Source organism: Allobosea massiliensis (assembly GCF_042655245.1).
Taxonomy (GTDB): Bacteria; Pseudomonadota; Alphaproteobacteria; order Rhizobiales; family Beijerinckiaceae; genus Allobosea; species Allobosea massiliensis.
In genome coordinates this window covers 226,378-245,326 of record NZ_JBHSLU010000082.1, presented here as the reverse complement: position 1 = coordinate 245,326, position 18,949 = coordinate 226,378, and the positions used below count along the sequence as shown (strand labels likewise).

General features: G+C 69.7%; 19 protein-coding genes and 1 riboswitch. Of the genes, 7 read left to right on the top strand and 12 right to left on the bottom strand.

Annotation, left to right across the window (positions count from 1 at the left end):
- From ACFPN9_RS23475 to ACFPN9_RS23450, 6 genes are all read right to left on the bottom strand, one after another.
- Positions 1-1,639: HAMP domain-containing methyl-accepting chemotaxis protein (locus tag ACFPN9_RS23475; protein ID WP_377817707.1), on the bottom strand; the 1,639-nt coding region annotated here is incomplete at its 3' end.
- A 29-nt stretch (positions 1,640-1,668) separates the two neighbouring features.
- Positions 1,669-2,106, bottom strand: coding sequence for a chemotaxis protein CheW (locus ACFPN9_RS23470; protein WP_067255172.1), 438 nt, complete (start codon positions 2,104-2,106; stop codon positions 1,669-1,671).
- Positions 2,107-2,162: 56 nt separating this feature from the next.
- Entirely contained in the window at positions 2,163-4,238 is a 2,076-nt protein-coding gene (locus tag ACFPN9_RS23465; RefSeq protein WP_377817767.1) for a chemotaxis protein CheA, read from the bottom strand.
- Positions 4,235-4,600, bottom strand: a complete 366-nt coding sequence (locus ACFPN9_RS23460; protein WP_067991669.1) for a response regulator — start codon at positions 4,598-4,600, stop codon at positions 4,235-4,237. Before ACFPN9_RS23460 ends, ACFPN9_RS23465 begins: the two co-directional genes overlap by 4 nt.
- A 2-nt stretch (positions 4,601-4,602) precedes the next feature.
- On the bottom strand, positions 4,603-4,914 hold the full coding sequence (locus tag ACFPN9_RS23455; RefSeq protein ID WP_066721515.1) for an STAS domain-containing protein: 312 nt from the start codon (positions 4,912-4,914) through the stop codon (positions 4,603-4,605).
- A 288-nt stretch (positions 4,915-5,202) separates the two neighbouring features.
- The gene (locus tag ACFPN9_RS23450) at positions 5,203-6,210 is read right to left on the bottom strand and encodes a helix-turn-helix transcriptional regulator (RefSeq protein ID WP_377817706.1); all 1,008 of its coding nucleotides are present in this window, start codon (positions 6,208-6,210) and stop codon (positions 5,203-5,205) included.
- 126 nt (positions 6,211-6,336) lie between these two features.
- On the opposite strand from ACFPN9_RS23450, the gene ACFPN9_RS23445 reads away from it, so the two are divergent.
- On the top strand, positions 6,337-6,912 hold the full coding sequence (locus ACFPN9_RS23445) for a DUF924 family protein (RefSeq protein WP_066721518.1): 576 nt from the start codon (positions 6,337-6,339) through the stop codon (positions 6,910-6,912).
- 5 nt (positions 6,913-6,917) lie between these two features.
- Here the strand turns inward: ACFPN9_RS23445 and eutC are convergent, their stop codons facing one another.
- Together eutC and ACFPN9_RS23435 are read right to left on the bottom strand one after the other, a co-directional pair.
- Positions 6,918-7,709, bottom strand: coding sequence for an ethanolamine ammonia-lyase subunit EutC (eutC, locus tag ACFPN9_RS23440; protein WP_066721520.1), 792 nt, complete (start codon positions 7,707-7,709; stop codon positions 6,918-6,920).
- Complete coding sequence (locus ACFPN9_RS23435; RefSeq protein ID WP_066721522.1) at positions 7,706-9,094, bottom strand: ethanolamine ammonia-lyase subunit EutB; 1,389 nt, start codon at positions 9,092-9,094, stop codon at positions 7,706-7,708. The genes eutC and ACFPN9_RS23435 overlap by 4 nt, the downstream gene beginning before the upstream one ends.
- Before the next feature lie 206 nt (positions 9,095-9,300).
- Here ACFPN9_RS23435 and ACFPN9_RS23430 point away from each other — a divergent pair, with 206 nt between their 5' ends.
- On the top strand, positions 9,301-10,950 hold the full coding sequence (locus ACFPN9_RS23430) for a GMC family oxidoreductase (protein WP_066721523.1): 1,650 nt from the start codon (positions 9,301-9,303) through the stop codon (positions 10,948-10,950).
- Positions 10,951-11,196: 246 nt separating this feature from the next.
- Complete coding sequence (locus ACFPN9_RS23425; RefSeq protein WP_082735376.1) at positions 11,197-11,718, top strand: hypothetical protein; 522 nt, start codon at positions 11,197-11,199, stop codon at positions 11,716-11,718.
- A 187-nt stretch (positions 11,719-11,905) separates the two neighbouring features.
- Here ACFPN9_RS23425 and ACFPN9_RS23420 read toward each other — a convergent pair whose 3' ends face one another.
- Positions 11,906-12,877, bottom strand: a complete 972-nt coding sequence (locus tag ACFPN9_RS23420; protein ID WP_066721524.1) for a D-2-hydroxyacid dehydrogenase — start codon at positions 12,875-12,877, stop codon at positions 11,906-11,908.
- A 90-nt stretch (positions 12,878-12,967) separates the two neighbouring features.
- A complete protein-coding gene (cobD, locus tag ACFPN9_RS23415) occupies positions 12,968-13,996 on the bottom strand; it encodes a threonine-phosphate decarboxylase CobD (protein ID WP_066721525.1) in 1,029 nt (342 codons plus the stop codon).
- Here cobD and cbiB point away from each other — a divergent pair.
- Entirely contained in the window at positions 13,995-14,996 is a 1,002-nt protein-coding gene (gene cbiB / locus ACFPN9_RS23410) for an adenosylcobinamide-phosphate synthase CbiB (RefSeq protein ID WP_082735379.1), read from the top strand. The genes cobD and cbiB overlap by 2 nt on opposite strands.
- 199 nt (positions 14,997-15,195) lie before the next feature.
- Here the strand turns inward: cbiB and cobO are convergent, their stop codons facing one another.
- Complete coding sequence (gene cobO / locus ACFPN9_RS23405; protein WP_066721528.1) at positions 15,196-15,807, bottom strand: cob(I)yrinic acid a,c-diamide adenosyltransferase; 612 nt, start codon at positions 15,805-15,807, stop codon at positions 15,196-15,198.
- 24 nt (positions 15,808-15,831) lie between these two features.
- Positions 15,832-16,374: a bifunctional adenosylcobinamide kinase/adenosylcobinamide-phosphate guanylyltransferase gene (cobU, locus tag ACFPN9_RS23400; protein ID WP_377817705.1), complete on the bottom strand. Its 543-nt coding sequence runs from the start codon at positions 16,372-16,374 to the stop codon at positions 15,832-15,834.
- A gap of 152 nt (positions 16,375-16,526) precedes the next feature.
- Positions 16,527-16,712: riboswitch (cobalamin riboswitch) on the top strand.
- Between the two features lie 122 nt (positions 16,713-16,834).
- Between cobU and ACFPN9_RS23395 the strand changes: the two genes are divergently transcribed.
- From ACFPN9_RS23395 to cobW, 3 genes are read left to right on the top strand one after another with little or no spacing between them, the layout of a single operon-like run.
- On the top strand, positions 16,835-17,458 hold the full coding sequence (locus ACFPN9_RS23395) for a HupE/UreJ family protein (protein WP_066735459.1): 624 nt from the start codon (positions 16,835-16,837) through the stop codon (positions 17,456-17,458).
- A 13-nt stretch (positions 17,459-17,471) separates the two neighbouring features.
- Positions 17,472-17,891, top strand: a complete 420-nt coding sequence (locus ACFPN9_RS23390; protein ID WP_066721532.1) for a DUF1636 family protein — start codon at positions 17,472-17,474, stop codon at positions 17,889-17,891.
- Entirely contained in the window at positions 17,888-18,925 is a 1,038-nt protein-coding gene (gene cobW / locus ACFPN9_RS23385) for a cobalamin biosynthesis protein CobW (RefSeq protein WP_066721534.1), read from the top strand. Before ACFPN9_RS23390 ends, cobW begins: the two co-directional genes overlap by 4 nt.
- The last annotated feature ends 24 nt before the right edge of the window (positions 18,926-18,949 follow it).

Here is an 18,949-nt window from a genome sequence, read left to right as displayed (position 1 = left end):
TCGAGCCGGCTTCCTGCGCGACCTTCACCGTATCGGTCGAGAGCGTGCCGATCTCGGCCGCGGCCGCCTGGCTGCGCTCGGCGAGCTTGCGCACCTCGGACGCCACCACCGCGAAACCCTTGCCATGCTCGCCGGCTCGCGCCGCTTCCACGGCGGCGTTGAGGGCGAGCAGATCGGTCTGGCGGGCGATCTCCTGCACGATGTTGATCTTCTGCGCGATCGTCTGCATCGCCTCGACCGCCTTGCCGACCGCGACGCCCGACGCCTCGGCGTCCTGGGCGGACTGGGTCGCCATCTTCTCGGTCGTCGAGGCGTTCTCGGCGTTCTGCTTCACATTCGCGGCCATCTCCTCCATCGAGGAGGAGGCTTCCTCGGTGGACGAAGCCTGCTCGGTCGAGCCCTGCGAGAGCTGCTCGGCGCTCGCCGAGAGTTCCTGCGAGCCCGAGGACATGTTCTCGGCGGCCGAGGTCACCTGGCCGACGACCTCGCGCAGCTTCTCGACCGTGCCGTTCAGCGCGGTGACGAGATCGCCGACCTCGTCATTGGACTGCACCTTGGCGGTCTGGGTCAGATCGCCGGCCGCAACCGCATTGGCGATGGCGACGGCGCCGGCGACACCGCGGCTGATGTTGAGCGCGATCCAGACGGCGGCAGCGACGGCGATCAGCAGCGAGGCCGCGACGATCGAGAGCAGCATCATCTTGGCGAAGGCGGCTGCCGAGGTCGCCTCGGTCGCGATCTCGGCCATGCGCTTCTCGGCGAAGGCCGTGTAGGCGTCATAGGCGGCGAGCGTCTCGAGCAGGGCCTTGCGGCCTTCGCTCTTGGTCAGGTCGGTCGCCTTGATGACGCCGCCCTCGCGAGCGATGTCGGAGGCGCGGGTGCCGACCGACAGCACCTGCTCGCCCCGGCTTTCGATGTCCTGGGTCGGGAGACCCACGCCCTTCAGCGCGGAAACGGCAGCCGCCTTGGTGCGCTTGAAAGCCTCGCCCTGGTTGGCGAGCGCCTGACGCTTGGTATCGAGATCCGCCATCGTCGTGGCGGTGAAGGTCTCGATCAGCATGCGCAGATAGCGCGCCGTCTCGTAACGGGCCGTCATCACCGCGCGTCCGGCGACGGTGTGCTGCATCGAGTCGGGCTGCTTGGCGAGTTCGGTCAGGGCTGCGTCATAGGCGGCGTTCTGCGCCGCCAGTGCCGGGACACCTTCGGCGGCCCAGAGATCATAGGCGCGATTGGCCGAGTTCAGCTTGGCGTTGCGGACGGTTTCGTCCTGGACATCGTTGAGGACCTTGCTCTTGGCCGTCGCCTGGTCGATCAGCCTTTTGCCCTCGGGCGAGGCGATCGCATAGAGTTCCGAGGTGATCCGCGCGGCATTGGCCCGGCGCGTCATCATCTCGGCCGCGGCGGCCTCGATGTCCTTCGTCTCGGAGGCGAGGATCGCGTTCTTCTCGGCGCGGACCTGGGCCTGGAGCTGGCTCTGGATCTCAGCGATCTTCGAAATCCGCTGGCCCTGACCGATGATGGTCTGCTGGGACGTCTCCATCTTGGCCAGCTCCTGATAGGAGAGCCCGCCGGCGACCATGGAGAGTGTGATGATGACGCCAAATGCTGTCGCCAGCTTGGCCTTGATCGTGAAACGCATACTCTTAGCCCCCAATCCCCAAGTAAAACTCAGCCCAGAATCCTGGACATGTCCGGAACGATGACGAATTCCTCACTCCACTTCGTGATGAAGCGGATGAACTCCGGCCGCCAATGGCTGCCGAGACGCGGCGTCTGCTGCATGTGCCGTGTCGAGACCTCGGTGACCTCGTAGACCTTGTCGGCGAGCAGCCCGAGCGTGACGGGATCGCCGTCGATCTCGACCTCGATCACGACGATGCGCGTATCGGCGGTCTGTTCGGTCTTCGGCATGCCGAAGCGAATGCGCAGATCCGCCAGCGGAATGACGTTGCCGCGCACATTGATCAGCGCCGGCAGGAAGGAGCGGGCGCCGGCGACGCGCGTCACCGGCACGGGGTCGATGATCTCGCGGACCATGTCGGTCTCGATCGCGAAGATCTCGTTGCCGAGCCCGACCATCAGCACCTGGAGCTGCGTCTCGGCCATCGGCGGAAGGCCTGCGCCGGCATCCGCGCCGGCGACCTGCATCTGAGCTTGCGTCATCACGCGGCCTCCGGGGTTCTGTCGGTCTCGGCGCGGGACTGGCCGAGGGTGACGAGCTGGGCGACGTCGAGGATCAGCGCCGCCGAGCCATCGCCGAGGATGGTGGCGCCGGAGAACATGGTGACGTCGGCGTGGAGCTTGGACAGCGACTTGATCACCGTCTGGTGGCTGCCGATGATCTGGTCGACGACGAGGCCGACGCGGGTGTCGCCGATCGAGGTGACGATGACCTTCTGGTGCGGATCGGCCTGGCCCTCGGAATCGAAGAGATCGCGCAGCCGCAGGAAGGGCACGAGGTCGCCGCGGACATTGAGGAAGCTGCGGCCCTTGGCGCGGGCCTCGTCGGCCGCCGTCAGCTCGATGCATTCCTCCACCGCCGAGAGCGGGATGATGTAGCGTCCCTCGCCCACCCGGATCAGCAGGCCGTCGATGATGGCGAGCGTCAGCGGCAGGCGCAGCGTGACCGAGGAGCCATGCCCGGGGATCGTCGTCAGATCGATGGTGCCGCGCATCGCCTCGATGGTGCGCTTGACCACGTCCATGCCGACGCCGCGGCCCGAGAGCGCCGAGATCGTCTTGGCGGTCGAGAAGCCGGGATGGAACAGGAACTGGTGGATCTCGTGCTCGCTGAGATTGGCGCCGGGCGGGATCAGCCCGTTCTCCTCGGCCTTGGCGCGGATGCGGGCGGTGTTGAGCCCGGCGCCGTCGTCCTGCACCGTCACCAGCACCTGCGCGCCGACATAGCGGGCAGCCAGCTCGATGCGGCCGGTCGCCGATTTCGAGGTCTTGGCGCGGTCCTCGGCGCTCTCGATGCCGTGGTCGATGGCGTTGCGGATGAGATGGACCAGCGGATCGGCAAGACGCTCGATCATGGTCTTGTCCATCTCGGTGTCCTCGCCGACCGTGACGAAGTCGACCGGCTTGCCGAGATCGCGCGAGAGGTCGTGGACGAGGCGGCGGAAGCGGGCGAAGAGCGAGCCCATCGGCACCATGCGCACGCCCATGGTCGAGTCGCGCAGGCCCGAGGCCAGGCGCTCGATCTCTTCGGCGATCGCCTTGATGGCGAGGTCGTTGCCGGAATGGGCGATCTGGCTGAGGCGGGCCTGGGCGATCACCAGCTCGCCGACGCGGTCCATCAGCTCGTCGAGGCGCTCGGCCTGGACACGCACCGTCGTGGTGCCCTTGTCCTCGGCCCGGCGGTTCAGCTCGGCCTTCTCGGGGGCCGGCGCGGCGGGGGCGGGCGCAGCCGCGCGGGTGGCCGGGGCGGGCGCGGCCTCGGCCTTCGCGACGGGCTCCGCAGCCGCGGCCGGCGCCTCGCCCGGCATCGACATGTCGAGGCCGAAACCGGCCTGGCCGGCGGCAGCGAGAGGGGTGATGACGAGCTTCATCTCGTCGCGGACGAACATGAAGACGTCCTCGATCTCGTCCTGCGAGCAGGCGCTCTCCAGCGTTACCGTCCAGGTGATCAGGCAGGTCTCGGGGTCGAGGTCGGCCAGGACGGGGATCGCGGCCGTGTCGGCCTCGACCGTGCAGGGACCGAGCGCGCGCAGATCGTCGAGCAGGACGAGCGGGTTGGTGCCGTTGCGCAGGATGCCGGGCTCGAAGGCGATCTCGATACGCCAGCCGGCGGAGGCGGGAGCCTCGGGCGCGGCTTCGGGGGCGTTCTCGGCCGCGGGGCCTGCCTCCTTCGCCGTGGCCGGGCCGGCGCCGATCAGGCGCTGCAGCTCCTCGACGATCGCGTCGCCGATGATCGGGTCGGTGGAGTCGGGGTCCTCGATCAGCGTGCGGATGTAGTCGCGGGCCGAGAGGGAAACCGTGACGATCTCGTGGTTCGCGTCGATCTTGCCCTTGCGGATCAGGTCGAAGGCGGTCTCGAAATCATGGGTGAAGGCCGCGACCTTGTCGAAGCCGAACATGGCGCCCGAGCCCTTGATCGTGTGCAGCGCCCGGAAGGCGGCGTCGATCAGGTCGCGGTTCTGCGGCGACTGGCCGAGATCGAGCAGGACGCTCTCGAGTGAGTCCAGCAGCTCGGACGCTTCCTGCCGGAATGTTTCCGTCGGATCGAGTTCCATCAGGCCCTCACGAGTTTGGCGACGACGGCGAGCAGCTGCTCGGGTTTGAACGGCTTGGTGATCCAGCCCGTCGCGCCGGCGGCCTTGGCCTCCTGCTTGACGGCGTCGTCAGATTCCGTGGTCAGGAAGACGATGGGCGTGCCCATGAAGGCCGGCAGGGCGCGCAGCGCCTTGATCATCTGCATGCCGTTCATCACCGGCATGTTGAGGTCGGTGATGACGAGGTCGAAGCTCTGCGCCTTGGCCTTGGCCAGGCCCTCCGATCCGTCGCCGGCCTCAACGACATTGTGCCCGGCCGGGCCGAGCACGAGCTTGATCATCTGCCGGACGCTCGGCGAATCGTCGACGGTGAGGATGTTGGCCATGGTCAGATCCCGGACAGTTCGGAAGGCATCGAGCCGGGCGCGGTGACGCCGGCCCGTTGGAAAGCGGAGGCGACGACGTCGCTCATTCCGCCGAGGGCGAAGGAAAGGTTGCGCGCCGCGCAGCTGCGCTGCGCCGCGACGAGCGTCTGCACGAAGGTGATGTCCGCCTGTTCGACGCCAGAGCAGTCGATCTCCAGGCCCGCGCCCGACTCCAGCAACGTGGTCAGGGCCGCGGCCGTCGCCTTGGCGTTTCGAAGCGTCGAATCGGCTCCGGCCTGGAACCTTTGCAGGTCACCGGCATTTGTCTTGCTCATCGTCTTGGCCCCGAACCGAACGTTACTTCGATCTTTTGCGCTGCATACAAAGAATCTCGGCTAACAAGCTTATAATTCACTTAAAAATGCAGTCTTTTATTTTAAGCGATTCAAGACGATTCTGCGCGCGCCGAGTCGGCGCCGCGTGCGCGGAGTCGGGCGGGCCACGCGCGGAAAGATTGGATTCACCATGTCCGATGACAGGTTGTTACGTTAGGGCACATACCCACTCGGCAGAGTGCCCGGGCGCTGCTGTGTCGAAACGATGCGGAGACGTGCCGGGCCGGCTCAGCGGCGGCGGCGGGTCTGCGAGGGCTGCTCGCCGAAGGCCGTGCGGTAATCCAGCGCGAAGTGGCCGCGATTGACGAAGCCCCAATGCCGCGCGATCGACTCGATCGAGCGTGTGGAGGCCGGGTCGAGCAGTTCGCTGCGCACGCGCGCCAGCCGCGTCTGCTTGATGTAGTCGTGCGGCGAGACGTGCTTGTGCTTGCGGAAGCCCTCCTGGAGCGAGCGCAGGCCGATGCCGACCGCGTCGGCGACCTCCTGGACCGTGAGCAGGCCGGCCTCATGGGCATCGATGAAGGCGATCGCGCGGCGGATCTGCCAGGGTGCGGGCGCGGCGACCGGAGCCTCGAACCAGGCGGCGTAGGGGTTGGGGCAACGCGCCAGAACGAGCAGGACCAGCGCATCACGCAGCGGGCGCGCAGCCTGCGGCGTCTGCGCCAGCGGCGCCTCGCCCGTCAGCCCCGCTTCCATTGCCGCCAGCAACCCCGCGATCGTGGCGCCGTCCGCGGATGCCAGATCGATCGTCGCGGCGATGGCGAGGCGCTCATTGGCGGGACGCCCGAAAGCCCCCTGCAGGATACGGGCGACCTCTTCCCCGGGCAGGGTGAAGGTCGTGTGCACGCTGCCGCGGCCGTACTCGCCGGAGTCGCACAGTCCGGTGTTGAGGATGAGGCCGCGGCCGGGCACCGCGGCCAGTGTCTGCGGGCCTGCGGAATAGAGGCTTCCGCCGGCGGCGACGATGCGGATCGTCAGATCGTCATGCCGCTCGCCGCGTTTCAGCCGCATCCCTTGCGGATACTCGGCGTGGATCAGCTGGGCGCCGGCCAGGGCATGCGCCGTCAGCCGCGCCTCGAACCCGTCGGGGCCCAGCGGCTCCAGCCGCATGTCGCGAAGCAGCCTGGCATTGAGCCAGGCCTGTGTCTCGGCAATATCATGGCTGATCAACGCGTGGACCGGCCTGCCGGGCCTGTCCTCGGCCGTCGGCTGTTCACGGGAGCGTGGCGGCAGCATCGGCGTCACCCCTCCAGATGACGCCGTTGCCCCAACGTTATCAAGCCCCTCCCGCGCGGGGGCCGTCTCCTCCCAGCGGGAGGCGGAGTGGCCGGGCGGCGGGCGCCGGACAGGAGAAGCGTCAGAATGCAGCAGGACATCACGGGCGGCCCTCGTCGCGGCGCAGCCGACACGGCGCAGTCCGTCATCGATTTCTGGCGCGACGCTGGTGCCGAGCGCTGGTTCAAGAAGGACGCTGCCTTCGACGCCTTGTTCCGCGAGCGCTTCCTGGGCTTGCATTTCGCGGCGGCGCGGCGGGAGCTGGACGGCTGGGCCGAGAGCGCGCCGGGCAGCCTGGCGCTGGCGATCCTGCTCGACCAGTTCCCGCGCAACAGCTTCCGCGGCACGGCGCATATGTATGCGACCGACCCGCTGGCGCGGCATTTCGCGCGGCTGGCGCAGGCGCGCGGCCACGGCACGGCGACCGAACCGGAGTTGCGGCTCTTCCTGCACCTGCCCTTCTGCCATTCCGAGGATCTGACGGATCAGGACCTCTCCGTCGCGCTCAGCACGCCGCTCGGTGGCGATGCGGCCAAGCATGCGGAAGGTCATCGCGACGTGATCCGGCGCTTCGGGCGCTTCCCCCACCGCAACGCGCTGCTCGGGCGGGAGACGACGCCGGAAGAGGCGGCCTTCCTGGCCGAGGGCGGCTTCGCGGGCTGAGCGCGTCAGCCCTGCGGCAGCAGCCCGGCGGCCGCGCCCGCCTCCAGCGCCGCGTCGCTCTCGTCCTTGAGGCCGACGCCGGTCAGCGAGTGGCGGAAGCCCTGGTCGATCAGCCAGGCGAGCCGGAAGGCCGCCTCCGCGAAGCCCAGCCCGCCGGGGCGGATGTTGGAGATGCAGTTGCGCGCCTCGTCGGTCAGCCCCGTCCGCGGCGCGAAGGTGAGATAGGCGCCGAGCGAATCCGGCGAGGACAGGCCTGGCCGTTCGCCGACCAGGACGAGAACCATGCGCGCGCGCAGCGCCTCGCCCGCCGCGTCGCCCAGCGCGACGCGTGCCTGCGAGGCGATGACGACCGGCGCCTGCGTCCGCGACTGACGCCGGAGCAAGGGGAGCAGGGCCTCGACCAGCGGCGCGGCGTTCTGGTGGACGGCGGTGGAGGAGAGACCGTCGGCGACCACTATGGCGAGATCGAACCGGCCTCGCCGCGCCTGCAATGCGGCCAGGCTCTCCGGCGACAGGCTGCGCCCCCAGTCCGGCCGGCGCAGATAATCCTCGCGCGAGCGGGCCGCGCTTTCGACGGCCAGCGTCTCGATGCCGAGCCCGGCGAGCGCGGCGGCGACCTCGTCGGGCCGGAACGGGGCATGCACCGCATCGCGCGCCTGGGCATGGGCGAGGCCGAAGCGCAGCAGCTCGCTTGTCGGCCGCGACGCGCCCGTGCGCCCCAGCGCGATGCGGGCGGGGGTCAGCCGCGCGAGATCGGCGAAGCGGCCCGGGGCCGGCGGCTTCTCCGGCTCGCTCATGCCGCGCGGTCCTGCATCGCCGCGAGCAGCGCGGGCCCGCCCTGACTAACGCTGAGCTTTCCAGCTGCGTCGGCAATGTCCATGCGCAGCAGCCAGTCCTCGAACTCCGGGGCGCGCTTCAGGCCCAGCACCTCGCGGATGTAGAGCTGGTCGTGGAAGGAGGTCGACTGGTAGTTCAGCATGACGTCGTCGGCACCGGGGACGCCCATGATGAAGTTGACGCCGGCCGTGCCCAGCAGGGTGAGCAGCGTATCCATGTCGTCCTGATCGGCCTCGGCATGATTGGTGTAGCAGATGTCGCAGCCCATCGGCACGCCCATCAGCTTGCCGCAGAAATGGTCCTCCAGCCCGGCCCGGATGATCTGCTTGCCGTCATAGAGATATTCGGGGCCGATGAAGCCGACGACGGTGTTGACCAGAAGTGGCTGGTAGGCCCGCGCGACCGCATAGGCGCGCGCCTCGAGCGTCTGCTGGTCGACACCGTGATGGGCGTTGGCGGAGAGCGCCGCGCCCTGCCCGGTCTCGAAATACATCAGGTTGTCGCCGACCGTGCCGCGCTTCTGCGAGCGGCCGGCCTCCAGACCCTCCTGCAGCAGCGCCAGCGTGACGCCGAAGGAGGCGTTCGCGGCCTGCGTGCCCGCGACCGACTGGAAGACCAGATCGACCGGCGCGCCCTGCTCGATCAGCGCGATCGAGGAGGTGACATGGGTCAGGATGCAGCCTTGCGTCGGAATGGCGAAGCGCGCGATCAACTCGTCGAGCAGGCGCAGGAGTTCGCCGATCTTGGCGGTGCTGTCGGAGGCCGGGTTGATGCCGATCACCGCATCGCCACAGCCATAGCTCAGCCCGTCGATGGTCGAGGCGAGGATGCCGGCGGCATCGTCGGTCGGGTGGTTGGGCTGGATGCGCACCGCCATGCGGCCCGCCAGGCCGAGCGTGTTGCGGAAGCGCGTGACGACGCGGCATTTGCGGGCGACGAGGATCAGGTCCTGGTTGCGCATCAGCTTTGAGACCGCCGCCGCCATCTCGGGCGTGACGCCCGGTGCAAGTCGGGCGAGGACCTCCGTGGTCGCGGCGTCCGAGCAGAGCCAGTCGCGGAAGGCGCCGACGGTGAGCGAGGCCACGGGAGCGAAGACCGTTGCATCATGCGTATCGACGATCAGCCGCGTGACCTCGTCGGTCTCATAGGGGATCAGCGCCTCGTGCAGGAAGGTGCGCAGCGGCAGATCGGCCAGCGCCATCCTCGCCGCCATCATCTCTTCCATCGACCCGGCCGCGAGCCCAGCCAGCCGGTCGCCCGAGCGCGGCGGCGTCGCCTTCGCCATCAGTTCCTTCAGATCGCTGAAGAGATAGCTGCGCGTGCCGATCGCGACGCGATATCCCATCGACACTCTCCCGGGCGGACGGCGTCAGGCCGCGGCGCCATATCAACCGCTCGCGGCGGCCCAAGCAAGCGGCGGGCCGTGGATGCCACGGGTTTGAGGCCTCCTGCACAGGCCGTTCGCGCCAACGCGCCATTGCCGCCTCTGGCCGCGCCGCTTAACGGTGGGCGCAGAGCGGGAGCGCACCCGCCGCAGCCCCGAGGGACGCCATGGCCGCAGCCGAAGAGACCGACCGCCGCACGATCGGCCGTTTCGACTATGTCGTGATCGGCGCGGGTTCGGCGGGCTGCGTCGTCGCCAACCGGCTGTCGCGCAACCCCAGGACGCGGGTGCTGGTGCTGGAGGCCGGCGGACGCGACGACTGGATCTGGTTCCACATCCCGGTCGGCTATCTCTTCGCCATCGGCAATCCGCGCGCCGACTGGCTGTTCAAGACGGAGGCGCAACCGGGCCTCGGCGGCCGGGCGCTGGCCTATCCGCGCGGCAAGGTCGTCGGCGGCTCCTCGGCCATCAACGCCATGGTCTATATGCGCGGCCAGGCGGCAGACTATGACGGCTGGCGCCAGCTCGGGCTCTCCGGCTGGGGCTGGGACGACGTGCTGCCCTATTTCCTGAAGCACGAGGACCATATCGGCCCGGGCGAGAGCGGGGTCCACCGCAGCGGCGGGGAATGGCGGGTCGAGCATCCCCGCGTGCGCTGGGCGATCCTCGACGCGATCCGCGAGGCGGCGGCCGAGGCCGGCATCGCCAAGATCGACGACTTCAACACCGGCGACAACGAGGGCTCCTCGTACTTCCAGGTCAACCAGCGGCGCGGGCGGCGGCTGAGCGCCTTCAACGCCTTTCTGCGGCCGGTGCTCGACGCCCGCGAGGACCATCTGCGGCTGGAGATCAATGTGCTGGTCGAGCGCGTGGTGATCGAGGATGGCCGCGCGACGGCGGTCGAGTTCACGCATGGCGGCGAGAAGCTGCGGGCCGAGGTTTCGGGCGAGGTCGTGCTGTCGGCCGGTGCGATCGGCTCCCCGGCGTTGCTCGAGCGCTCAGGGATCGGCGACGGGGCGCGGCTGCAGGGGCTGGGCATCGCGACGGTGGCGGATTTGCCCGGCGTCGGCGAGAACCTGCAGGACCATCTCCAGATCCGCCCTGTCTACAAGGTCGAGGGCGTGCGGACCCTCAACAGCGACTACGCCAAGATCTGGCGCCGGCCGCTGATGGCCCTGCAATATGCGGCGCTGCGCAGCGGGCCGCTGACGATGGCGCCATCCCAGGTCGGCGCCTTCGCGAAATCCTCGCCCGAGCACGCCACCGCCAATCTGCAGTATCATTTCCAGCCGCTCTCGCTGGATTCCTGGGGCTCGGGGCTGCATCCCTTCGACGCCTTTACCGCCAGCGTCTGCAATCTGCGCCCGACCAGCCGCGGCCATGTCCATATCGCCACGCCGCGCGCCGAGGACGCGCCCTCGATCTCGCCGAACTATCTCGACACGCAGGCCGACCGGCAGGTCGCGATCGACGCGATGAAGCTGACGCGCCGTATCGTCGGGCAGGCGCCGCTGGCGCGCTTCCGGCCGCAGGAGCATCTGCCGGGGCCGGCGGCGACGAGCGACGAGGATTTGCTGGACGCCTCGGCGCGGCTGGGGACGACGATCTTCCATCCCGTCGGCACCGCGAAGATGGGACGTCCGGACGATGCCCGCGCCGTGCTCGACGAGCGGCTTCGGGTGCGCGGCGTGGCGGGCCTGCGCGTCATCGACGCCTCCGTCATGCCCGCCATCACCTCCGGCAACACCGCCAACCCGACGATGATGATCGGCGAGAAGGGCGCAGCGATGATGCTGGAGGATGCGAAGGTGGGGTGAGCCTCCTTCGGTCCCGAATCACCTCGTCACACAAGCGCGAGTCGTCCCGGGCGACCGGCAGGGAGACCCGGGACCCATTCCGGAACCTCTCCGGCAAGCGCTCCGGCATGGGTCCCGGATCTCCGCTTCGCTGCATCCGGGATGACACGCGCTTGATCCGGACGCCCCAGAATTGCTGGGATCACGGAGGATTGAGTCGGCGCGACGCAAGCCGATGAGCGGCCGGGCGCGAGGCAGGGACGATCGATGACGCAGCCGCCGACCCGGGACGAGACACGCGGCCCCCTCGCCAGCCTCCTCTTCGCCATCCTGCGCGCGGTCCTGACCGTCGTCATCGTCTTCGACGAGATCGCCCGGCCGCTCTACCGGCCGCTGATCGACTGGGTGGCGTCACTCCGGATCGTGGCGCGAGCGGAGGCCATGATCGCGCGTCAGTCGCGGCTTTCGATCCTGGCGCTGCTGGCGGTGCCCTTCGCGATCGCCGAACCGCTGAAGCTGCTGGGCCTGTGGATGATGGCCGATGGCCGTTTCCGGAGCGGGCTCGTCGTCTTCGCCTTCGCCCATCTCGTCAGCTTCCTGCTGGTCGAGCGGATCTACCATGCCGGGCGCGAGAAGCTTCTAACCTATGGCTGGCTCAATTGGCTGATGACGCTGCTCGACCGGCTGCGGCGCCGGGCGCTCGACTGGGTGTGCAGCAGCGCGGCCTACGCCTTCGCGCTCCGCGCCCGCGACGCGGCGCGCAGCTGGTGGCGTGGCTTGCGGGCGTGAGCGACTTATTCTGGAACCACCCGGTCATTCCGGGGCTTCGCAAAGCGAAGAGCCCGGAACCCATGACCACCGCAGCCGCCGAAGGACCTCCGGGGCCGGGCCCACCGACCTCCTGTCGTGTTCATTGATTCCGGGCTCGGGCCTTACGGCCCGCCCCGGAATGACGGCGTGATTTTGCAGGCTCTGGTCAGACCACCTGATTGCGCAAGGTCGTCTCGCCGCGCCCGAGGCGGGCGAGGTTGTCGACCAGCAGGTCGACCACATTCGTCTCGTAGGCGCGGGTTTCGCCGGCGCTGTGGGGCGTGACGATGACTTTCTTCATCGCCCAAAGCGGCGAACTCGCCGCCAGCGGCTCCTCGACGAAGGTGTCGAGCCCGGCGCCGGCGATGCGCCCTTCCGACAGCGCCGCGATCAGGGCCTTCTCGTCGACGACCTTGCCGCGCGCGACATTGATCAGCAGCGCGCCCGGCTTCATCGCAGCCAGCGCCGTCGCGTCGATCAGGTTCTCGGTTTCGGGCGTCAGCGGGCAGGTCAGCGCGACGATATCGGCCTGCGCCAGCACCTCGTGGAGCTGGTCGGGCCGCACGATCGCCTCGATGTCGGGATGCGGCTCCGGGCTGCGGCGCACGCCGATGATACGCAGGCCGAAGGCGGCGGCGAGCGTCGCCAGCCGCAGGCCGATGCGGCCCAGACCGACGATCAGCAGCGTCTTGCCGCCGAGCTCGTCCTCGCGCCGGGCGCGGTCACCGATCATCGGCCGCCATGTCGCGGCGGTTTGGTTGTCGCGGGCGAGATGGATCTGGCGGGTCAGGCCGAGGATCAGCGCCATGGCATGCTCGGACACGGCCCGCTCATTGGCTCCCTGAGCGCTCGCCAGCCGGATGCCGGCCGCCGCAAAGGCGGCCTTGTCGTACTGGTCCGTTCCGGCAGAGACCGACTGGACGAAGCGCAGCTTCGGGCAGGACGCGATCAGCTCATTGCGCCAGAGACCCGACGCCACCACGACATCGGCCTCCGGCGCCCGTGCCTTCAGCTCGTCGAGCGAGCGGACCTCGAAGCTCCTGGCGGCATGGCCGCGGGTCGCGAACTCGGCCTGCAACTGGTAGGCGGCATGGGCGAAGCAGATGGTCAGGTCGCTGGCAGGCGGTAGGGCAGGCATCAAGGCAATCCTCGGGGGGTGAGACAGGCGGCGGCCACCTTAGCCTGCCGCGGCGGCTGACCGCCACGGCGCAGACGCAGCGCCCGCCGCTCAGCCGCCATGCGGGAAACAGGCCAGCGCCGCTTCCAGCCGCGCCCAGCCCGGCGCATCGCCCGGCAGGCCAAAGCGCAGCCTCGTCGGATCGGCCTGGAAGCGGCGCACATAGAGCCCGCGGCCGCCCAGATGGGCGAAGAGCGCCGGCGCCTCGGGCGTCGCGAGCAGCCGGAACAGGGCGGTGCCCCCGATGATCTCGCCCCGCGGAGCCAGCAGCGCATCGAGCCTCGCGGCGTCGGCGGCGCGCGCGGCGCCGGCCTGCGCCAACCACGCGGCATCGGCGAGCGCCTGCACGCCGATCGCCAGAGCAGGACCGGCCACGGCCCAGGGCCCCATCGCGTCGCGCAGCGCCGACACCAGATTTGCCTCGCCGATGGCGAAGCCGAGCCTGACGCCGGCCAGGCCATAGGTCTTGCCGAAGGAGCGCAGCGCGAGGGTCGCGGGCGGTAGGGCCGGGACCAGGCTCGCCTCGGGCGTGAAGTCGCAGAAGGCCTCGTCCACGACCAGCAGCCCGCCGCGGGCGGCACAGCGCGCCGCGAGCGCGGCAAGCTCCGAGACCGACAACAGGCGCCCATCCGGGTTGTTGGGGTTCACCACCACCACCGTCGCCGCATCGGCGGCTTGCGCCAGCGTGTCAGCCTCCACGACAGTCGCGCCCATCTTCCGCCAGGCGAGCGCATGCTCGGCATAGGTCGGCCCCAGCACCGCGACCGGGCCGGCCCTGATGAGATCCGGGACGACCCGCGGCAGGAGATCGATCAGGATCTGCGTACCGGGAGCTGCAACGATCCCGGCCTCGGCCGGCACGCGATAGGCGTTTCGCGCCGCCGCCAGCAGCGCCGCCTCGTCATCGGCGGCGGGCAGGCGCTGCCAGAGGCTTAACGGCAGCGCGGGAAGCGGATAGGGGATCGGGTTGATCCCGGTGGAGAGATCGATCCAGGGCTCGGGCGCTGCCGGAAACAGCGCCCGAGCCCGGCCGAGATCGCCGCCATGCCAGATGCCCCCGGTCCCCGTCGTTTCGCCCATGGCTTTGTCTGATCTCTGGCCCGACACACTGCTTCTGCTGCTGGCCGCGCTCGCGATCGAGGCCGCGTTCGGCTATCCGCAGCGCTTGTATGCGCGGATCGGCCATCCCGTCACCTGGATTGGCGCGCTGATCGCCGGGCTCGACCGCCGGCTGAACCGGGAGATGGCCGGCTTCGCCGCCCGGAGGGCGGCGGGCGTGGCCGCGCTCCTCGTCCTGCTCGCGGTGACGCTGGCCGGGGCGCTGGCGCTGAGCGCTCTCTGCCGTCTGCTGGGGCCGGCGGGGCTGTTGCCGCTGGCGCTGCTCGCCTCGACGCTGCTGGCACAGCGCAGCCTTGACGAACACGTCGCGGCCGTCGCCCAGGGGCTGGAGACGGGAGGCCTCGCCGAGGGGCGCAAGGCGGTGTCGATGATCGTCGGCCGCAACCCCGACAGCCTCGACGAGGCCGGCGTTTCGCGGGCGGCGATCGAGAGCCTGTCGGAGAATTTCTCCGACGGGGTCGTGGCGCCGGCCTTCTGGCTCGGCGTCGCCGGCCTGCCGGGTATCGCGTTGTACAAGGCGATCAACACCGCCGATTCGATGATCGGCCACAGGACGCCGCGCCATCTCGCCTTCGGCTGGGCCTCGGCGCGGCTCGACGACCTCGTCAACCTGCCGGCCTCGCGGCTGACGGCGCTGCTGATCGTCGCGGCCGCCGCGCTCGACCGCGATGCCGATGCCGCCGGCGCCTGGCGGGCCCTGCGCCGCGATGCGCGCCGCCACCGCTCGCCCAATGCCGGCTGGCCGGAAGCGGCGATGGCGGGCGCGCTGGGACTGAGGCTGGCGGGGCCGCGCATCTATGGCGACGTCGTCGTCGAGGATGGCTGGATGGGCGATGGCCGGGCCGAGGCGACGGCGGCGGATATCCGGCGCGGCTTGCGGCTGTATCGGACAGCGTGCGGGTTGCTGTGGGGGCTGGCGGGATGCGGCGCGCTGATCGCGCTTACGCTGTCGCGGGTGTGAGCCCTACCTGGCAAATCTTTCTGACATTGCTGTTCTCATCGCGCCAGTTGAACGGGGCCATCCCGGACGCAGCGGAGCGGAGATCCGGGATCCATTCCGGAACGCCCGGTCTCGAAGGTTCAGGCATGGATCCCGGATCGGCGCCGCTGAAGCGGCTTGTCCGGGATGACGGCGCGGGGTCGATCAGCGGCTGTGCCCTTCAAAACTCGATCCCCTCCTGCGCCTTCACGCCCGCGGTGAAATGGTGCTTCACCAGCGTCATCTCGGTCACGAGGTCGGCGGCCTCGATCAGCTCCGGCTTGGCGTTGCGGCCGGTGACGACGATGTGGAGATCGGAGCGGCGCGCCTGCAGCGTGGCGATGACTTCGGCCAGCGGCAGATAGTCGTAGCGCAGCGCGATGTTGAGCTCGTCGAGCACGATCAGGCGGATGCTCTCATCGGCCATCAGTTCCTTGACCTTGTCGAAGGCGCGGGTGGCGGCGGCGATGTCGCGGGCCTTGTCCTGCGTTTCCCAGGTGAAGCCTTCGCCCATGGTGTGCCAGGCGATCTGCTCGCCGAAGGCGTCGAGCGCGCGGCGCTCGCCAGTCTCCCAGGCGCCCTTGATGAACTGCACCACGCCGACGCGCCAGCCATGGCCGAGCGCGCGCAGCATCAGCCCGAAGGCGGCCGTCGACTTGCCCTTGCCGGGGCCGGTGTTGACGATCAGCAGCCCCTTTTCGATCGTCTTGGAGGCGACCTCGGCGTCCTGCAGCGCCTTGCGCTTTGCCATTTTCGCCTTGTAGCGAGCGGCCTCGTTGGTCTCGTTCGTCATCGCGTTCTCACTTCACCTGCCCGCTCACTTCACCAGCATCGGCAGGCCGGCGACCATGAAGACCACGCGGCCGGCCCTTGCCGCAATCGCCTGGTGCAGCCGGCCGGCCTCGTCGCGGAAGCGCCGCGCCAGCGCATTGTCGGGCACGATGCCGAGCCCGACCTCGTTGGAGACGAGGACGATGGGCGCCGTCGCCTGCGCGCAGGTCTCGATCAGGGCGCTTCCGGCAGCGGCAGTGTCGTGCTCGGCCAGGATCAGATTGGTCAGCCACAGCGTCAGGCAGTCGACCAGCACGGGGCGCCCCTCGGGCAGGCCGCGGATGGCGCCGGGCAGGTCGAGCGGCGCTTCGAGCGTGATCCAGTCCGCGGGCCGGCGGGCGCGGTGCTCGGCGATGCGGGATTTCATCTCGTCGTCCCAGGCCTGGGCGGTGGCGATATAGGCCCAGGGAGGCGGCAGCGCCTCGATCAGCGCTTCGGCATGGCGGCTCTTGCCCGAGCGGGCGCCGCCGAGGACGAGGGTGAGGTGGGGGATTGAGGATGAATTCACCGCAACGCACCTCTCCGTCATCCCGGCCGAAGCGAAGCGGAGAGCCGGGATCCATGCCTGAGCCTCTGTCGGAAAGGTTCCGGAATGGATCCCGGGTCTCCCTGCGGTCGCCCGGGATGACCCGCGACGACCGGTCGAAGCACGCCCTGCATTGCACAGCCTCTCGCACATGGCTAATGATCGTCGCCGACGGTGCCTCCGCGAGGAGGTGAAAAGGGAACGCGGTGCGATGCCGCGGCTGCCCCCGCAACTGTAAGCGGCGAGTTCCGCGCCATCGGCCACTGGGAGCGATCCCGGGAAGGCGGCGTGGAATGACCAGACCCGCGAGCCAGGAGACCTGCCGTCGACAGTGTTCCTATGGGCCCATCGGACGGGGTGTTCCGACGGCGGCTGTGTTCGCGTGGCGACAGTCATGCGGCTCCGTCCTTGGGAACGTGAGGCCGGTCGCGAGATCGGCCGCCTTCTGACGGAGACCGGAACCATGACGCTGCGCAACCGCCTGACCCTCGCCTTCACCGCCCTGCTCTGCAGCCCGGCGCTCGCCCACCATCCGATGGGCGGCCAAACGCCGTCGACGCTGACGGAGGGGCTGCTGTCCGGCCTCGGCCACCCCATTCTCGGGCTCGATCATCTCGCCGCGCTGGTCGCGGTCGGCCTCGTCGCCTCGCGCTACGCGTCGGGCGCCCTGCTGCTGCCGGTGCTGTGGATCGTCGGCATGGGGCTGGGCGCCTTCGCCCATATGAACAGCATCGACCTGCCGGCCGGCGAGATCCTGGTCGCCGGCAGCCTCGTGCTGATCGGCGCCATCGGCGTGCTCAGGCCCTCGCTGCCGCTGCCGGCCCTCGCCGCGCTCTTCGCCGCCGCCGGCTTCGCCCATGGCCATGCGCTCGCCGAATCGATCATCGGTGCCGAGACCGCCGTGGTCGGCGCCTATCTGATCGGGCTCGTCGCGATCCAGGCCGCCATCACCGTCGGCACGATCCTTGTCGTCCGTCGGCTGTTCTCGCCGGAGACGCGCCTGTCCCTGCCGGTGCGCGCGGCGGCCGCCGCCATGGCCTGCGTCGGCCTCGTCTTCCTGATCGCGGCCCTGCCCGCGACGGCCTGATTCCGGCCGGATCATGAGCACGCAACTGCCGCAGCCGCGCCCGGAAACGGGCACGGCGCCGATCCGCATCCTCGTCTGCGCGACCTGCCGCGCCGCCGGGGGCGACCCCGACGCGCCGCGTCCCGGCGCCGTTCTCGCCGCCGGCCTCCGCGACGCGCTCGACCCCGCCGGGGATGCGGCGATCAGCGTCGAGACGGTCGAGTGCCTTTCCGTCTGCAAGCGCCCCTGCACGGTGGCGCTCAGCGGCGAGGGCCGCTGGACCTATGTCTATGGCGATCTCGACCCGGCAACGGGCGTCGAGACGCTGCTCACCTTCGCGCGCCAGTACCGCGAAGCCCCGGACGGCATCGTGCCCTGGCGCGAGCGCGCCGAGGCGATCCGCAAGGGCGTGGTGGCGCGCCTTCCTCCCCTCCCGATCGCGGGTTCCCGATGACTTCTCTCACAAAGACCCCCTGCACCATCATCACCGGCTTCCTCGGCGCCGGAAAGACGACGCTGGTGCGCCATCTGCTCGAAAACGCCGAGGGCAAGAAGCTCGCGGTCCTCGTCAACGAATTCGGCGATCTCGGCTTCGATGGCGAATTCCTCAAGGGCTGCGGCATTTCCGGCTGCACCGAGGAGGACGTCGTCGAGCTGCCGAACGGCTGCATCTGCTGCACGGTGGCGGATGATTTCGTGCCGGCGCTGGAAAAGCTGCTGAACCGGGCCGACCCGCCGCAGCATATCCTGATCGAGACCTCGGGGCTGGCTTTGCCCAAGCCGCTGGTCCAGGCCTTCAACTGGCCGGCGATCCGCGCCCGCGTCACCGTCGACGGCGTCATCGCAGTGGTGGATGGGCCGGCGGTCGCCGAAGGGCAGTTCGCCGACGACCCCGAGGCGCTCGCGGCGCAACGCGCGCAGGACGCCTCCGTCGAGCACGACAACCCGCTGGAGGAGGTCTTCGAGGACCAGATCCTCTGCGCCGACCTGATCCTGCTGAACAAGAGCGACCTGATCGACGCGGCGACGCGCGAGCGGGTGAAAAGCGAGATCGCCGCGCATCTGCCCAAGGCGATCAAGATCGTCGAGACCAGCCGGGGTACGATCGAGCCCGCGCTGATCCTCGGCCTCAGCGCCGCGGCGGAGGCCGATCTCGCCTCGCGTCCGTCGCATCACGGCGATGGCGAGGATCACGAGCATGACGATTTCGATTCGGTCGCGCTGGCGCTGCCGGACGGCCTCGCACCGGACGCGCTGGCGGCGCGGGTCGGCAAGGCCGCCGAGGCGCAGGGCGTGCTGCGGCTGAAGGGCTTCGCCGCCGTGCCGGGCAAGCCGATGCGGCTCGTCGTGCAGGGCGTCGGCCGGCGTGTCAGCCATCATTTCGACCGGGCCTGGGGCGCGCAGGAGGCTCGCCAGGGCCGGCTGACCGTGATTGGGCTCAAGGGCTTCGACGTGAAGGCGGTGGAGGCTGCGCTCGCCGGCGCCTGAGCGGCGGCCCTTTTCGAAAGCCAG

What these genes read in the sequence shown, in the direction of transcription:
- ACFPN9_RS23470 (WP_067255172.1), bottom strand. Translation starts at nt 2,106, where the DNA reads ATGGCCGAGACGCAGCTCCAGGTGCTGATGGTCGGGCTCGGCAACGAG.
- ACFPN9_RS23460 (WP_067991669.1), bottom strand. Translation starts at nt 4,600, where the DNA reads ATGGCCAACATCCTCACCGTCGACGATTCGCCGAGCGTCCGGCAGATG.
- ACFPN9_RS23455 (WP_066721515.1), bottom strand. Translation starts at nt 4,914, where the DNA reads ATGAGCAAGACAAATGCCGGTGACCTGCAAAGGTTCCAGGCCGGAGCC.
- ACFPN9_RS23450 (WP_377817706.1), bottom strand. Translation starts at nt 6,210, where the DNA reads ATGCTGCCGCCACGCTCCCGTGAACAGCCGACGGCCGAGGACAGGCCC.
- ACFPN9_RS23445 (WP_066721518.1), top strand. Translation starts at nt 6,337, where the DNA reads ATGCAGCAGGACATCACGGGCGGCCCTCGTCGCGGCGCAGCCGACACG.
- eutC (WP_066721520.1), bottom strand. Translation starts at nt 7,709, where the DNA reads ATGAGCGAGCCGGAGAAGCCGCCGGCCCCGGGCCGCTTCGCCGATCTC.
- ACFPN9_RS23435 (WP_066721522.1), bottom strand. Translation starts at nt 9,094, where the DNA reads ATGGGATATCGCGTCGCGATCGGCACGCGCAGCTATCTCTTCAGCGAT.
- ACFPN9_RS23430 (WP_066721523.1), top strand. Translation starts at nt 9,301, where the DNA reads ATGGCCGCAGCCGAAGAGACCGACCGCCGCACGATCGGCCGTTTCGAC.
- ACFPN9_RS23425 (WP_082735376.1), top strand. Translation starts at nt 11,197, where the DNA reads ATGACGCAGCCGCCGACCCGGGACGAGACACGCGGCCCCCTCGCCAGC.
- ACFPN9_RS23420 (WP_066721524.1), bottom strand. Translation starts at nt 12,877, where the DNA reads ATGCCTGCCCTACCGCCTGCCAGCGACCTGACCATCTGCTTCGCCCAT.
- cbiB (WP_082735379.1), top strand. Translation starts at nt 13,995, where the DNA reads ATGGCTTTGTCTGATCTCTGGCCCGACACACTGCTTCTGCTGCTGGCC.
- cobD (WP_066721525.1), bottom strand. Translation starts at nt 13,996, where the DNA reads ATGGGCGAAACGACGGGGACCGGGGGCATCTGGCATGGCGGCGATCTC.
- cobO (WP_066721528.1), bottom strand. Translation starts at nt 15,807, where the DNA reads ATGACGAACGAGACCAACGAGGCCGCTCGCTACAAGGCGAAAATGGCA.
- cobU (WP_377817705.1), bottom strand. Translation starts at nt 16,374, where the DNA reads ATGACGGAGAGGTGCGTTGCGGTGAATTCATCCTCAATCCCCCACCTC.
- ACFPN9_RS23395 (WP_066735459.1), top strand. Translation starts at nt 16,835, where the DNA reads ATGACGCTGCGCAACCGCCTGACCCTCGCCTTCACCGCCCTGCTCTGC.
- ACFPN9_RS23390 (WP_066721532.1), top strand. Translation starts at nt 17,472, where the DNA reads ATGAGCACGCAACTGCCGCAGCCGCGCCCGGAAACGGGCACGGCGCCG.
- cobW (WP_066721534.1), top strand. Translation starts at nt 17,888, where the DNA reads ATGACTTCTCTCACAAAGACCCCCTGCACCATCATCACCGGCTTCCTC.